At 63.8% G+C, this 13,759-nt stretch carries 13 protein-coding genes and 1 pseudogene; all 14 read right to left on the reverse strand.

All coding sequences use genetic code 11. The features are described from left to right. Window positions 1-6: 6 nt before the first annotated feature. A complete protein-coding gene (locus ACN6NG_RS13765) occupies window positions 7-1,239 on the reverse strand; it encodes an OprD family porin (protein WP_049276234.1) in 1,233 nt (410 codons plus the stop codon). A 39-nt stretch (window positions 1,240-1,278) separates the two neighbouring features. Next, window positions 1,279-2,847, reverse strand: a pseudogene (locus ACN6NG_RS13770) (cation acetate symporter); the annotation flags it as partial. Next, the gene (locus ACN6NG_RS13775; protein WP_474314480.1) at window positions 2,838-3,146 is read right to left on the reverse strand and encodes a DUF485 domain-containing protein; all 309 of its coding nucleotides are present in this window, start codon (window positions 3,144-3,146) and stop codon (window positions 2,838-2,840) included. The gene ACN6NG_RS13775 and the pseudogene ACN6NG_RS13770, both read right to left, overlap by 10 nt. Before the next feature lie 211 nt (window positions 3,147-3,357). Beyond that, the gene (gene paaE, locus ACN6NG_RS13780) at window positions 3,358-4,434 is read right to left on the reverse strand and encodes a 1,2-phenylacetyl-CoA epoxidase subunit PaaE (RefSeq protein ID WP_474314483.1); all 1,077 of its coding nucleotides are present in this window, start codon (window positions 4,432-4,434) and stop codon (window positions 3,358-3,360) included. Window positions 4,435-4,449: 15 nt separating this feature from the next. Then, entirely contained in the window at window positions 4,450-4,983 is a 534-nt protein-coding gene (gene paaD / locus ACN6NG_RS13785; RefSeq protein ID WP_474314487.1) for a 1,2-phenylacetyl-CoA epoxidase subunit PaaD, read from the reverse strand. After that, window positions 4,970-5,728 carry a 1,2-phenylacetyl-CoA epoxidase subunit PaaC gene (gene paaC / locus ACN6NG_RS13790; RefSeq protein ID WP_016499674.1) on the reverse strand — a complete coding sequence of 253 codons (759 nt, stop codon included), beginning with the start codon at window positions 5,726-5,728 and terminating at the stop codon, window positions 4,970-4,972. Before paaC ends, paaD begins: the two co-directional genes overlap by 14 nt. An 8-nt stretch (window positions 5,729-5,736) precedes the next feature. Further along, entirely contained in the window at window positions 5,737-6,018 is a 282-nt protein-coding gene (gene paaB / locus ACN6NG_RS13795) for a 1,2-phenylacetyl-CoA epoxidase subunit PaaB (protein WP_004374528.1), read from the reverse strand. Between the two features lie 25 nt (window positions 6,019-6,043). After that, window positions 6,044-7,033 carry a 1,2-phenylacetyl-CoA epoxidase subunit PaaA gene (paaA, locus tag ACN6NG_RS13800; protein WP_474314490.1) on the reverse strand — a complete coding sequence of 330 codons (990 nt, stop codon included), beginning with the start codon at window positions 7,031-7,033 and terminating at the stop codon, window positions 6,044-6,046. Between the two features lie 215 nt (window positions 7,034-7,248). Continuing rightward, window positions 7,249-8,568 carry a phenylacetate--CoA ligase PaaK gene (gene paaK / locus ACN6NG_RS13805; RefSeq protein WP_063424369.1) on the reverse strand — a complete coding sequence of 440 codons (1,320 nt, stop codon included), beginning with the start codon at window positions 8,566-8,568 and terminating at the stop codon, window positions 7,249-7,251. A 121-nt stretch (window positions 8,569-8,689) separates the two neighbouring features. Further along, a complete protein-coding gene (pcaF, locus tag ACN6NG_RS13810) occupies window positions 8,690-9,910 on the reverse strand; it encodes a 3-oxoadipyl-CoA thiolase (RefSeq protein ID WP_063424229.1) in 1,221 nt (406 codons plus the stop codon). Continuing rightward, a complete protein-coding gene (paaI, locus tag ACN6NG_RS13815) occupies window positions 9,903-10,343 on the reverse strand; it encodes a hydroxyphenylacetyl-CoA thioesterase PaaI (protein ID WP_353455421.1) in 441 nt (146 codons plus the stop codon). The genes pcaF and paaI overlap by 8 nt, the downstream gene beginning before the upstream one ends. Further along, window positions 10,336-11,853: a 3-hydroxyacyl-CoA dehydrogenase PaaH gene (gene paaH / locus ACN6NG_RS13820; RefSeq protein ID WP_474314493.1), complete on the reverse strand. Its 1,518-nt coding sequence runs from the start codon at window positions 11,851-11,853 to the stop codon at window positions 10,336-10,338. Before paaH ends, paaI begins: the two co-directional genes overlap by 8 nt. A 2-nt stretch (window positions 11,854-11,855) precedes the next feature. Beyond that, complete coding sequence (gene paaG / locus ACN6NG_RS13825; protein WP_474314496.1) at window positions 11,856-12,647, reverse strand: 2-(1,2-epoxy-1,2-dihydrophenyl)acetyl-CoA isomerase PaaG; 792 nt, start codon at window positions 12,645-12,647, stop codon at window positions 11,856-11,858. A gap of 34 nt (window positions 12,648-12,681) precedes the next feature. Further along, window positions 12,682-13,455: a 2,3-dehydroadipyl-CoA hydratase PaaF gene (paaF, locus tag ACN6NG_RS13830; protein ID WP_063424233.1), complete on the reverse strand. Its 774-nt coding sequence runs from the start codon at window positions 13,453-13,455 to the stop codon at window positions 12,682-12,684. Window positions 13,456-13,759: the final 304 nt, after the last annotated feature.

Here is a 13,759-nt window from a genome sequence, read left to right on the forward strand (position 1 = left end):
GCGCTGTTACCACAGCGCCAGGGTGTAGCCGATGATCAGGCGGTTTTCGTCCACGGCGTTGGTCAGGCCATTGCCGGAACGGAAGGTGACGTTGCGCCAGCGCAGGCTGACATCCTTGAAGGGGCCGCTCTGGATGACGTAGGTGATGTCGGTGTCGCGCTCGCGCTCGCGGCCATTGCTGACAGTGGCGGTTTCGGCGTGACGGCCGTCGGTGTAGCGGGTCATGAAGCTCAGACCGGGGATGCCCATCGCGACAAAGTCGTAGTCATAGCGCACTTGCCAGGAGTCCAGCCCGGCGCGGGTGAAGGTGTTGTAGGTGACCAGGTTGACGGTAAACGGGTCGCCGCCGTTGACGAACGGGAAGGCACTGTCGCCCGACATCTGTTGCCAGGTGGCGGTGAACTTGTGCGCCCGCACGCCGAGGGTGAACATGGCGTTGAAGTTGCGGTTGTCGATGTTGCCGGCACGTTCGGCGCCATCGTTGCGGCTGTCGAAGTAGCGCAGGTCGCTGCGCAGGCTCACGCCTTCGCTCAACGGGCGGGTATCGATCAGGCCGACGAACTGCTGGCGGTAGATGTCCTCGAGCTTGGCGTAGTAGTAGCTGACGCTGGTTTGCGGGGTGATGGCGTAGCTGCCACCGCCAAAGTCCAGGTGGTCACTGCTGGCAGCGCCGTAGCCGATGTCGTCGCGGCCCGAGGAGTCGCGCAGGTTGGCCTTGGTCAGGCGGCCGGCGTTGAAGGTCAGGCCATCGACATCCTGGCTGGTCAGCAGGCCGCCTTGGAAGGTGGACGCCAGCAGGCGGGTGTCGTTGTAGACCACCACCGGCAAGATTGGCTGCAAGGTGCCCAGGCGCAGGGTGCTTTTGGACACGCGGATTTTGCCGGTCAGGCCCAGTTCGCTGTAATCATCAACCGGTTCGTGGCTGTTCGGGCCGAAGGGCAGCAGCCCGGTATTGCGGCGGTCGCGGCTGGAGTCGAGCTTGATACCCAGCTGGCCCATGGCGTCAACGCCAAAGCCGACCGGGCCCTCGGTGAAGCCGGACTCCAGCTTGGCGGTAAAGCCCTGGCCCCATTCCTCTGCCTTGGCCTGCGGGGCGTTGCTCTGGCGAAAGTCGCGGTTGATGTAGTGGTTGCGCAGCTCCAGGCGTGCGTGGCTGTCGCCGATGAAATCGGCCATCGCCGGCACTGGCAACGCAAGGGTGGCCAGGCAGGCAGCTGACATGAAGTGAGTGCGGTTCATTGTTGTTGTTTTACCCGACATGGTTGTTCGTCCTTGAGGTCAGTGCTTGCTGGCGCCGGCAGCGCCGATACCGGTCATGGAGCGGATGAACTGGGCCAGGTAGCGGCCTCGTTCTTCACTGGCACGTTCGGAGCTGTCGGTAACCGAGAACACCCACGCACTGAGGAATGCCAGGCTCATGGAGAACAACGCCGGGTTGCTGTACGGGAACAGCGCTTTCTCGTGATGCAGCACGTTGACCCACACTGCCGGGCCCAGTACCACCAGCAGCACCGCCGACGCCAGGCCGGCCATGCTTCCGCACACCGCGCCGCGAGTGGTCAGGCCCTTCCAGAACATCGAAAGGAGCAGTACCGGGAAGTTGACCGAGGCAGCCACCGCCAGCACCAGTCCCGAGAGGAAGGCGATGTTCTGCGACTCGAACATCAGGCCGAGCATTACCGCCAGCAGGCCGATCAGCAGGGTGGCGATACGCGATACGCGCATTTCCTCCTGCTCGGTGGCCTTGCCTTGGCGGATCACACAGGCATACAGGTCGTGGGAGACCGCCGATGCGCCGGACAGCGCCAGGCCGGCGACCACGGCAAGGATGGTGGCGAAGGCCACGGCAGAGATGAAGCCAAGGAACAAGTTGCCACCGACAGCCTGGGCCAGGTGCACGGCGATCATGTTGCCGCCGCCTATGATTGCACCGGTGGCGTCGCGGTAGGACGGCTCGGTGCCGACCATCACGATGGCACCAAAGCCGATGACGATCAGCAGCAGGTAGAAGTAACCGATGAAACCAGTGGCGTAGAACACGCTCTTGCGGGCTTCCTTGGCATCACTGACGGTAAAGAAGCGCATCAGGATATGCGGCAGGCCGGCGGTGCCGAACATCATGCCCAAGCCAAGGGAAATGGCATCCACCGGGTTGGACAGCAGGCCCCCCGGGGCCATGATGGCCTGGCCTTTGGCATGCACGGCCACGGCGCTGGCGAACATGGCCTCGGTGCTGAAACCAAAGTGCTTGAGCACCATAAACGCCATGAAGCTGGTGCCCGACAGCAGCATCACCGCCTTGATGATCTGCACCCAAGTGGTGGCGAGCATGCCGCCGAAGGTAACGTAGGCAACCATCAGTACGCCGACCAGCATCACGGCGTACAGGTAGCTGATGCCGAACAGCAGCTCGATCAGCTTGCCAGCACCGACCATCTGCGCCACCAGGTACATCAGTGCCACGACCAGGGTGCCAAACGCCGAAGTCAGGCGCACCGGGGTTTGTGCCAGGCGGTAACTGACTACATCGGCAAAGGTGTACTTGCCCAGGTTGCGCAGGCGTTCGGCGATCAAAAACAGAATGATCGGCCAACCGGCCAGCACGCCCAGGGCATACAACAGGCCGTCATAGCCGTTCATGAACATCATCGCGGAAATGCCCAGGAAGGAGGCGGCGCTGATCATGTCGCCGGCAATCGCCAGGCCGTTCTGCATGCCGGTCAGGCCCCCACCGGCGGTATAGAAGTCGCTGGCCGAACGGGTGCGCAAGGCCGCCCAGCGGGTGACCAGCAGGGTGAAGCAGACGAACACCATGAACATCGAGATGGCGGTCCAGTTCATTGTGCGCACTCCTGCTTGACCTTTTCGTTGAGCGGGTCGAGCACATTGTTGGCGCGGTGTACGTAGATGCCGGTCAGGGCGAAGGACAGCAGCACCATCAGCACACCCACCAGCATGCCGACGGTAGTCACGCCGCCGCTGAGGGACCGGCCAAGGGTGCTGGGAGAGAACGCCACCAGCAGGACGAAGCCGTAGTAGATCACCAGCATGGCCAGGGTCAGGCTGCCGTTGAGGCGGCGTTTACGCCGCACCAGGTGTTGGAAATCGGGGTGGTTGGCGATGCTTTCTATGCGTTCGGGTGTCATGGCAAGCGATCTCTTGGTTTTGTAATTGTTTTGTTGAGGTCACGCGGGTGTTGCAATAGGTACTGCGAGTGCGGTCCTTGTGGGAGCGGCCTTGCGTCGCGATAGGGCTGCGCAGCAGCCCCGGCAGTTTGTGATCAAGGCCTAGATCCAGGGGCCGCGTTGCGGCCCTTTCGCGACACAAGGCCGCTCCCACAAGGGCTGCGTGCACAGTTCAGAGCTGGTCGAAGTCGAGCACCACCTTGTCGCTCACCGGGTAGGTCTGGCACGACAGCACATACCCGGCTGCCACTTCGTAGTCTTCAAGGGCATGGTTGCTGTCCATTTCCACTTCCCCCTCGATCACCCGGCATTTGCAGGTCGAGCACACGCCGGCCTTGCACGAGTAGGGCAGCTCGGCACCGATGGCGTTGCCGGCGTCCAGCACGTTCTGGGTGTTGCGTGGCAAGTCGAAGGTGAGGGCACGGCCGTCGCTGATCACGGTGATGTGGCTGAGCGCGGAATCTACCTGGCGCGCGGCCTCACGGGCTTCGCGGCGGGTTTCGCTGCCGGCGGCGGCGAACAGCTCGAAATGAATGCGCTCCTTGCCCAGGCCATTGGCCCGCAGGCTGTCCCGCACGGTTTCGGTCATCGCCTGGGGGCCGCAGATGAAGGCCGCGTCCAGGCCTGGAACGTCCAGCCAGCGCGAAAACAGCTGGCCGCACTTGTCGGCGTCGATGCGACCGTTGTACAGGTCGACATCCTGCTGCTCGCGGCTGAACACGAAAATCAGGTTCAGCCGGTCGAGGTAGCGGTTTTTCAGGTCTTCGAGCTTGTCGCGGAACAGCGCCCCAGAGCTGGAGCGGTTGCCGTACAGCAAGGTGAAGCGGCTGTGCGGCTCACTGTCCAGGGTGGTGGCAATAATCGACAGGATGGGGGTAATGCCGCTACCAGCGGCCACGCCCAGGTAATTGCCCTGGCGGGCAGCGTCCAGCGGCACGAAGAAGCTGCCCGCTGGCGGCATCACCTCTAGTTGCTGGCCGGCCTTGAGCACTTCATTGGCAAACGCCGAGAAACGCCCGCCTGGCACGCGCTTGACGGCCACGCGCAGCTCGCCGTCCTGCACGGCGCTGCAGATAGAGTAAGAGCGGCGGACCTCTTCGTTGTCCAGTTGCGTACGCATGACCAGGTACTGGCCCTGGGTAAAGCGGAACTGCGCCTGCAGGTGCTCGGGCACGTCGAAGGCAATCGAAACCGCATCACGGGTTTCGTTGCGCACTTGCTTGATGGTCAGGCTGTGAAACTGGCTCATGGTATTCTCCACGGCTCAAATGCATTTGAAATAGTCGAACGGCTCCAGGCACTCGCGGCAGCGGTACAGCGCCTTGCAAGCGGTGGAGCCGAACTGGCTGAGCAATTCGGTATGGGCGCTGCCGCACTGCGGGCAGCACACCTGGGGTGTTTCACCTAGCAGGCTGCGCTTGCTGGCGCTGCCTTGCGGCGGAGCGATGCCGTAGAGGCGCAGGCGCTCGCGGCCCAGCTCGCTGATCCAGTCGGTGCTCCACGCCGGGGTCAACCGGCGCTCAAGATCCGGTGCGGGGAAGCCCGCCTGCTCCAGCGCCTGGCGGATATCACCCTCGATCACCTCGGTGGCCGGGCAGCCGGAGTAGGTCGGCGTGACCACCAGGTGCAGGTGGCCGGCGCGCCAGTCGAGGTCGCGGACTATTCCCAAGTCGACCACGCTGACCACAGGCACTTCCGGGTCCATGACCTGGGCAAGGACCTCCCAGGCCCGGGCCAGGTCGTCGCCGTGTGGCGGCCGCGCGCCACGGTCGCCGGCAATCAGCTCACCAGGTTGCATCGGGGTAAGCCCTTGGCAGGAACTGCATCTCGGCCAGCAGCAGGCCCAGGTGCTCGGTGTGCAGGCCTTTGCGACTGTCCAGGTAGAAGTGGCTGGCAGCCTTGGGCAGCGGCAGCTCGACCGAAGCGAAAGTCTCGCTCACCTGTTTGAGCCACGCGGCACCCACAGTTGCCGGGGCGGCGGCGATACCCGCTTCGGCCAACCGCACCTCGTTGTCGCTGGCGGCCGTCAGTTCGACGGTGAAGCGCCACAGTGCCGGAATGGCGGCGAGCATGCGTTGGCGGCTTTCTTCTGTACCGCCCCCCATACGCTGTACCCACTCGCTGGAACGGCGCAGGTGGTAGGTGACTTCCTTGAGTGCCTTGGCGGCGATACCGGCGATACGCTCGTCGCGGGACCCGACCAAGCCCTGTAGCACGGCGAAGTGCCAGGCGTCGTAGAGGAACTGCTTGGTCATGGTCACGGCGAAATCACCGTTGGGTTGCTCGACCAGCAGCAGGTTGCGGTAGGCGCGCTCGTCTCGGCGGAAGGCCAAGGCGTCGGCGTCGCGACCGTCGTCAAGCAGTTCGGCTGCGTATTCCAGCCAGTTGCGGGCCTGGCCGACCAGGTCGAGGCCAACGTTCATCAGGGCCAGCTCTTCTTCGATGGCAGGGGCGTGGCCACACCATTCGCAGAGGCGCTGGCCTTGGACCAGGGCACTGTCGCCGAGCAGCAACAGGTAAGGGATCAGGGCTTCGTTGTGCATGGCCAACCTCACATGTGTCCGACTTCATCGGGCAGCTCGTAGAAGCTGGCATGGCGGTAGACCTTGTCGTCCGAAGGGGCGAACAGCGGGTCTTTCTCGTCGGGGGAGGAGGCGGTGATCAGCGCCGAAGGCACCACCCACAGGCTGACGCCCTCGCTGCGGCGGGTGTACAGCTCGCGGGCATTTTCGATGGCCATGGCGGCATCGGCGGCGTGCACGCTGCCGACATGCTTGTGGTTAAGGCCGTGCTTGCTACGCACGAACACTTCGTAGAGGGTCCAGACAGACATTTTCGATCTCCGCATCAATCGCCGCTCAGGCGGCGTTCTTGTTCTGTTGCTTGCGCGCGTAGGCCACGGCGGCCTCGCGTACCCAGGCGCCGTCCTCGATGGCCTTGCGGCGGGTGGCGACACGTTCCTGGTTGCACGGGCCGTTGCCCTTGATCACCTCGTAAAACTCGTCCCACTGGATTTCGCCGAAGTCGTAGTGACCGCGCTCGGCGTTCCACTTCAGTTCAGGGTCGGGGGCGGTGCAGCCGAGCAGTTCGAGCTGTGGCACGGTCTGGTCGATGAAACGCTGGCGCAGTTCGTCGTTGGTCTGGCGCTTGATCTTCCAGGCCATGGACTGGGCGCTGTTCGGGGAGTGTTCGTCGCTGGGGCCGAACATCATCAGCGATGGCCACCACAGGCGATTGATCGCGTCCTGGACCATGTCGCGCTGGGCCTGGGTGCCGTGACGCATCATGGTCAGGAGCATTTCGTAGCCCTGGCGCTGGTGAAAGCTCTCTTCCTTGCAGATACGGACCATTGCGCGGGAGTAGGGGCCATAGGAGGTGCGCTGCAGCACCACCTGGTTGACGATTGCGGCGCCATCCACCAGCCAGCCCACTGCGCCCATGTCGGCCCAGCTGAGGGTGGGGTAGTTGAAGATGCTCGAGTACTTGGCCTTGCCGCTGTGCAGCTTGGCGATCTCCTCGTCGCGGTCGGCGCCCAGGGTCTCCATGGCGCTGTACAGGTACAGGCCGTGGCCGGCCTCGTCCTGGATCTTTGCCATCAGTTGCAGCTTGCGCTTGAGGCTAGGCGCGCGGGTGACCCAGTTGCCTTCGGGCAGCATGCCGACGATTTCCGAGTGGGCGTGCTGGGAAATCTGCCGGATCAAGGTCTGGCGGTAGGCCTCGGGCATCCAGTTCTTGGCTTCGATCTTGATTTCGGCGTCGATCTTTTCCTGGAAGTTGCGTTCCTCGGGGGACATTTCTTCCAGCGACTTGACGCGCTTGACTCCGGTTTCCACTAGCTGTGCGTACATGTGCGGCGACTCCTGCTAAGGCATGAGTCATTTGTAAGCGATACAAAACATAACGTCAAACAGTTTTATGTGTATCAAATGAGATTGATGTATCGCTTTTCGGCCTCTTCGCGGGTAAACCCGCTCCCACAGGGGTTGCGCGGCACCTGCAAGCGCGCATAAAACGCAAAAAAAAGCCCCGGACTATGCCGGGGCCGAAAAGGCAGCCGAATGAATCAGCTGGCCAACCGTTTGTCGTACACGTGGCACGCCTTGCCCTCGGAACGCTTGAGCGTGCCGCAAGGCTGCAGCTGCACCTGGGTGCTGATGCCGATGTAGGTCTTGATCTGTTTGCTCAGCTCCCCGATAACCAGCTTGCGCTGGCCTTCATCGAGGTGCTGGCACTCCGCACGCAACTCAACATGCACCTCTACGCTGTCCAGGTTGCCATTGCGATACAAATGCATCTCATACATCTCGGAAAGCTGTTTTATTTTTAATACTTGTTCCTCGATCTGGGTCGGGAACACGTTGACGCCTCGAATGATCAGCATGTCGTCGCTGCGCCCGGTGATCTTGCCTATCCGCCGCATAGGCCTGGCGGTGCCGGGCAGAAGGCGGGTGAGGTCGCGGGTGCGGTAGCGCACCATCGGCAGCGCCTCCTTGCTTAGCGAGGTGAACACCAGTTCGCCCAGCTGGCCGTCTGGCAATACCTGGCCGGTGACCGGGTCGATGATCTCGGGGTAGAAGTGGTCTTCCCAGATGGTCGGGCCGTCCTTCGTCTCGATGCACTCCATTGCCACGCCGGGGCCCATGATTTCCGAGAGCCCGTAGATATCGAGGGCATCGATACCCAGGCGCTGCTCGATCGACCGGCGCAGTTCATCCGTCCACGGCTCGGCACCGAAAATGCCCAGGCGCAGCTTGAGGTCATGCGGGTCGATGCCCTGGCGCTCGATCTCGTCGGCCAGGTTGAGCATGTAGGACGGTGTGACCATGATGATGTCGGGCTGAAAGTCGCGGATCAGCTGCACCTGCTTCTCGGTCTGGCCACCCGACATCGGAATTACCGTACAACCCAGGCGCTCGGCGCCGTAGTGCGCGCCAAGCCCGCCAGTGAAAAGCCCATAGCCGTAGGAAACATGCACTTTGTCGCCCTTGCGCCCGCCGGCCGCACGGATCGAGCGCGCCACGACGTTGGCCCAGGTGTTGATGTCATTCTGGGTGTACCCGACCACCGTCGGCTTGCCGGTGGTGCCGCTGGAAGCATGCAGGCGCACCACCTCTTCCTGGGGGACGGCGAACATCCCGTAGGGGTAGTTGTCGCGCAGGTCGTTCTTGCCGGTGAAGGGGAACTTCGCCAGGTCTTCCAGGCACGTGAGGTCGTCGGGGTGGGCGCCGCATTCGGCAAAGCGCTGGCGGTACAGCGGCACATTGTCGTAGGCGTGCTTCAGGCTCCAGCGCAGGCGCTCCAGCTGGTGCTGGCGCAGGGCGTCGACACTGGCGGTTTCCATCGGGTCCAACAGGGCACGGTCGGCATCATGGTACATGTTCATGGCTTCACTCGAATTGTTCTTGTACGCCGCGCGCCAGCGGTTGCGGGCCACGCGGTGAGTGTCATGAGCGCAGCATATACGGCTGCGTTCGGTTCGGTAACAGGCTGATGGTCTGATCCGCTCAGAGGCGTTCGATGACCATGGCGATGCCTTGGCCAACCCCGATGCACATGGTGCAAAGGGCATAACGGCCGGCGGTTTCTTCCAGTTCGTGTAGCGCGGTGGTCACCAGGCGTGCACCGCTCATGCCCAGCGGATGGCCGAGGGCGATGGCCCCGCCGTTGCGGTTGACCCGGGGGTCGTCGTCGGCCAGGCCCAGTTCGCGCAATACTGCCAAGCCCTGGGCGGCGAAGGCTTCGTTGAGCTCGATGACGTCCAGGTCGGCCAGCGACAAACCCGTCAGTTCAAGTACCTTGCGGGTTGCCGGCACCGGGCCGATGCCCATCAGCCGCGGCTCGACCCCGGCCACGGCCATGCCGACGATACGGCCGCGGGCTTTCAGGCCATGGCGGCGGGCAGCGGCGCTGCTGGCCAGCAGCAGGGCACAGGCGCCGTCGTTGACGCCGGAGGCATTGCCAGCGGTGACGCTACCGCCCTCACGGAATGGCGTGCCGAGGCGGGCCAGTTGTTCCAGCGTCGTGTCGCCGCGCGGATGCTCGTCGTGCTCCACCCGTTTGGCCGGGCCTTTGCGTTGCGGGATCTCGACCGGTACGATTTCTTGCGCCAGGCGGCCGCAGGCCTGAGCTGCAGCCGCCTTATGCTGGCTGCGCAGGGCGAAGGCATCCTGATCGACGCGGGAAATGCCAAACTGTTCAGCCACGTTCTCGGCGGTTTCCGGCATCGAATCGGTGCCGTAGGCAGCCTTCATCAGTGGGTTGACGAAGCGCCAACCGATGGTGGTGTCGAACAACTCCGCTGCGCGGCCGAACGCCTGCTCCGACTTACCCATCACGAAGGGTGCTCGCGACATCGACTCCACGCCGCCAGCCAGCATCAGCCCGGCTTCACCGCAGCGCAGGGCGCGGGCCGCGTTGCCGATGGCGTCCAGACCGGAACCACACAGTCGGTTGATCGTGGTCCCGGGCACTTCCATCGGCAGCCCGGCCAGCAAGCTGGCCATGTGTGCCACGTTGCGGTTGTCTTCGCCGGCCTGGTTGGCACAGCCGAGGATCACGTCGTCGACCGCTTTCCAGTCAAGCTCGGGGTGGCGCTGGATCAAGGCCTTCAGCGGGATGGCGGCGAGGTCGTCGGCACGTACACCGCTCAAGGCCCCGGCATAGCGGCCAATGGGGGTGCGCACGGCGTCGATGATCAGGGCGTCGGCGAGGGTGTGTTCAGTCATCTTGCGTCTCCTGCGCCAGCACGGTGCCGCGCACTTTGTAGGATTTGCCATGGAACATCGCCACCAGCTCACCGCGCTGGTTGTGGATGCGCACGTCGTACAGGCCGGTGCGGCCTTTGCGGCTGACCTCGCTGGCGTCGGCGGTGAGCACGTCATCGCGCCATGCCGGGGCCAGGTAGTCGATGCTACAGCCCAGTGCCACGGTGGCCTGGTCGTAGCTATTACAAGCGAAGGCAAAAGCCGAATCGGCCAGGGCGAACAGGAAGCCGCCATGGCAGGTGCCATGACCCTGGATCATGTCGGCGCGTACCGGCATGCGCAGGCTTGCCCGGCCCGGGCCGGCATCCAGCAGGCTGATGCCCAGGCCCTGAGTGGCCGGGTCGCGGGCATACATGGCGTCGGCACAGGCCTGTGCCAGTTCGAGTTCAGTCATGCAGGGTGCCTCCTTTGGCCTCGCAGCGACGTAACAATAGGGAAGGGCGGTAGCGGCTCTCGCCATAGCTGCGCTGCAGGTTGTCGAGCACGCGCAAGGTCTGGGCAATGCCGATGTTTGCAGCCCAGGCCAGCGGGCCACAGGGGTAATTGACCCCGGCGCGCATGGCCAGGTCGATGTCGGCGGCGCTGCCGACGCCCTGCAGCACGGCATCGGCGGCCTCATTGGCGAGCATTGCCACGGTGCGCAGCACCACCAGGCCGGGCAGGTCGGCGACCGCAGTCACCTTGAGGCCAGCCCGCTGCAGCAGGGCCACCGCCTGGTCGCGAGCGGTTTCGGCGGTATCGGCCGACCAGCTGATGGCAATACGCGAGGCGGTGCTGTAGTCCAGCGCAAGATCGAGCAGCACCAGGTTGCGCAGGCCATCTTCACGGGCGCGCTGGCTGGCGAGGCGGCCATCGGACAATGCCAGGGTGGCATCACCGACCTGGATCACGCCGCTGCCGGCGCGCTGGGTGACGGCAACGCCGTTACGGCGCAGGCGTTCGGCCAGTGGCTGCAGCACACCCAGATGCCCCTCGATAACACAGGCTTCGGCGCTGGCGGGGCTGTGCAGTTCGGCCGGCGCTGGGCGCTGCGCGCCTTCGGCGTAGCTATAGAAGCCTTGGCCACTCTTGCGGCCGAGGCGGCCGGCATCCACCAGCTCTTTTTGCACCAGTGAAGGCTGGAAGCGGAAGTCCCCATAGAAAGCATCGAACACCGAGCACGTAACGGCGTAGTTGACGTCGTGGCCGATCAGGTCGGTAAGCTCGAACGCCCCCATGCGGAAACCACCCGCATCGCGAAGCAGCGCATCAAGGCTGGCGCAGTCCGCTGCGCCTTCCTGTAGCAGGCGCAGGCTCTCGGCATAGAAAGGCCGTGCCACACGGTTGACGATAAAGCCCGGTGTCGAGCGCGTGTGCACCGGCTGTTTGCCCCAGGCCTGGGCGGTTTCGTAGATACAGGCGGCCACGGCCGGTTCGGTTGCCAGGCCTGACACCACCTCGACCAGCGCCATCAGCGGTGCCGGGTTGAAGAAGTGCATGCCCACCACCTGCTGCGGGCGTGCAAGGCCGGCAGCCAGGCTGGTAATGGACAGCGACGAAGTGTTGCTGGCAATGATGCAATCAGCCGTGCACAGGGCCTCTAGCTGACTGAAGAGCGCCTGCTTGACCTGCAGGTTCTCGACGATGGCTTCGATCACCAGGCCGGCATCAGCCAATGCTTCGAGCGTGTCGACCGGGCATAGCCGAAGGCTGATCATCTCGCGCTCTACGGCCTGCAGCTTGCCTTTTTCCACGAGCCGGGCGAGTTGCCGTTCAATACCGGCAACTGCCTGGGCGGCAGCCCCCGGGCGGTTGTCGTAAAGCTTTACCGGGTGACCGGCCTGGGCGGCGACCTGGGCGATGCCGGCGCCCATGGCACCGGCACCGATCACCGCTACTTGCACATTGCTTGCGAGTGCGCCCATGTTCAGCGCCCCTTGAAAGCGGGTGTGCGCTTGTTCATGAAGGCGCTCACGCCTTCACGGTAATCTTCGCTGCGCCCGGCCAGGCGTTGCAGGTCGCGCTCAAGTTCCAGCTGTTCATCGAAGCCGTTGTCGAAACTGGCATTGAGGCTGCGCTTGATCAGGGCCAGTCCGTAGGTGGGCTGGGTGGCGAGCTGGCGGGCGAGGGTGAGGGCTTCGTCGCGCAGTGCGGCATCGTCCACCACGCGGTGGATCAGCCCCCATTGCTGGGCCTGTTCGGCACCAAGCCGCTCGCCCAGCATGGCCAGTGCCTTAGCCCGCGCCATGCCGACCAGGCGCGGCAGCAACCAGGTACCACCAGAGTCCGGCACCAGGCCGATCTTGCAAAATGCCTGAATGAAGCTGGCCGATCGCGCGGCCAGCACCAGGTCGCAGGCCAGTGGGATGTTGGCACCGGCGCCGGCGGCCACACCATTTACCGCACAGATCACCGGCAGCGGCAGGTCGCGCAGGGTGCGCACCAACGGGTTGTAGAACTTGTCGATCGATTCGCCCAGGTCTAGCACCTCGGCGTCTGGGGCGACGTTACGGTCGGACAGGTCCTGGCCGGCGCAAAAGCCGCGGCCCTCAGCCGTCAGCAACAGCACCCGTGCATCACTGCTCTGGCGAACCTGCTTGAGTGCTTCGCGCACTTCAAGGTGCATGGCGGTGTTGAAGCTGTTCAACTGCTCGGGGCGGTTCAAGGAGAGGAAGGCGACGCCGTCCTCGATGGAAAACAGGATGTGCTGGAAAGTCATGACAGACTCGCTCCGTCGGTCGAGGGGTAGGTGATCAGCGGCCTTGGAAGTGGGCCTGGCGCTTTTCCTGGAAGGCGCGAATGCCTTCGTCACGGTCTAACGTGCCGGCCAGCAGGGTGAATGCATGGCGTTCGAAGCGCAGGCCACTGGCCAGGTCGGTATCACCGGCCTTGAGCAGCGCCTCTTTTGCCAGGCGCACTGCCAGCGGCGCCTTGGCGGCGATGCTGCGGGCGATCTGCATGGCGCGTTCTACGGTGAATTCGGGCTGGGTTATTTCGCTGACCAGGCCGGCCTGTTGGGCGTGACGGGCAGTGATGGCTTCGCCCGTCAGCACCATCTGCATGGCCAGCGGCTTGCCGACGGCACGCAACAGGCGCTGGGTACCGCCGGCACCGGGGATGATGCCGAGGTTGATCTCCGGCTGGCCGAAGCGGGCGTCGGTACCGGCGATGACGATGTCGGCACACATCACCAATTCGCAACCGCCACCCAGGGCGTAGCCGTTGACTGCAGCAATCAGCGGCTTGGCAAAGGCGGCGATGCGTTGCCAGTGGGCTACTCGAGGGTCGTTGAGGATGCCGACCAGGTCGCGCTCGGCCATTTCGCGGATGTCAGCGCCTGCGGCGAACGCCTTGCGGCTGCCGGTGAGCACCACAGCGCCTATCTGGTCATCCCGGGCGGCTGCGTCCAGCGCAGTGGCCAGCTCTGCCAGTAACTCGGTACACAGGGCATTCAGTGCCTCAGGCCGTTGCAGGGTAATGAGCTGAACGCCGTTTTCCGGCGCCTGCACATCGAGATATCGCGGCATGTCGGGTTCCTCTGGCTGCACGCACGGCACATCGTGGGGCCGGCATTTCTTGGAATTGTTTGCAGGGGCGTGACGCTGGATCACGACCAGGTGGGGTCAGTATATGCATTACGTGATACGTTATTGCAACATGGAAAATCGTTTCGTGTATCTATTCGTTCCAATGATAGTGTTGCGGTCGTGCAGTGCAAATGCCGTATTCAGCGCTGATAACGGCGAAATTGCTGATTTTGTTGCTAGGTTTGCAGGGGAAGCCTAGCCACAAGAAAGCGATACACGAATACGCCGATTGACGACAAAATAT

This window comes from Pseudomonas sp. TSO6 (genome assembly GCF_056098905.1).

What these genes read in the sequence shown, in the direction of transcription:
- ACN6NG_RS13775 (WP_474314480.1), bottom strand. Translation starts at nt 3,146, where the DNA reads ATGACACCCGAACGCATAGAAAGCATCGCCAACCACCCCGATTTCCAA.
- paaA (WP_474314490.1), bottom strand. Translation starts at nt 7,033, where the DNA reads ATGTACGCACAGCTAGTGGAAACCGGAGTCAAGCGCGTCAAGTCGCTG.
- ACN6NG_RS13765 (WP_049276234.1), bottom strand. Translation starts at nt 1,239, where the DNA reads ATGAACCGCACTCACTTCATGTCAGCTGCCTGCCTGGCCACCCTTGCG.
- paaG (WP_474314496.1), bottom strand. Translation starts at nt 12,647, where the DNA reads ATGACTTTCCAGCACATCCTGTTTTCCATCGAGGACGGCGTCGCCTTC.
- paaK (WP_063424369.1), bottom strand. Translation starts at nt 8,568, where the DNA reads ATGAACATGTACCATGATGCCGACCGTGCCCTGTTGGACCCGATGGAA.
- paaI (WP_353455421.1), bottom strand. Translation starts at nt 10,343, where the DNA reads ATGACTGAACTCGAACTGGCACAGGCCTGTGCCGACGCCATGTATGCC.
- paaB (WP_004374528.1), bottom strand. Translation starts at nt 6,018, where the DNA reads ATGTCTGTCTGGACCCTCTACGAAGTGTTCGTGCGTAGCAAGCACGGC.
- paaF (WP_063424233.1), bottom strand. Translation starts at nt 13,455, where the DNA reads ATGCCGCGATATCTCGATGTGCAGGCGCCGGAAAACGGCGTTCAGCTC.
- paaH (WP_474314493.1), bottom strand. Translation starts at nt 11,853, where the DNA reads ATGGGCGCACTCGCAAGCAATGTGCAAGTAGCGGTGATCGGTGCCGGT.
- paaC (WP_016499674.1), bottom strand. Translation starts at nt 5,728, where the DNA reads ATGCACAACGAAGCCCTGATCCCTTACCTGTTGCTGCTCGGCGACAGT.
- paaD (WP_474314487.1), bottom strand. Translation starts at nt 4,983, where the DNA reads ATGCAACCTGGTGAGCTGATTGCCGGCGACCGTGGCGCGCGGCCGCCA.
- pcaF (WP_063424229.1), bottom strand. Translation starts at nt 9,910, where the DNA reads ATGACTGAACACACCCTCGCCGACGCCCTGATCATCGACGCCGTGCGC.
- paaE (WP_474314483.1), bottom strand. Translation starts at nt 4,434, where the DNA reads ATGAGCCAGTTTCACAGCCTGACCATCAAGCAAGTGCGCAACGAAACC.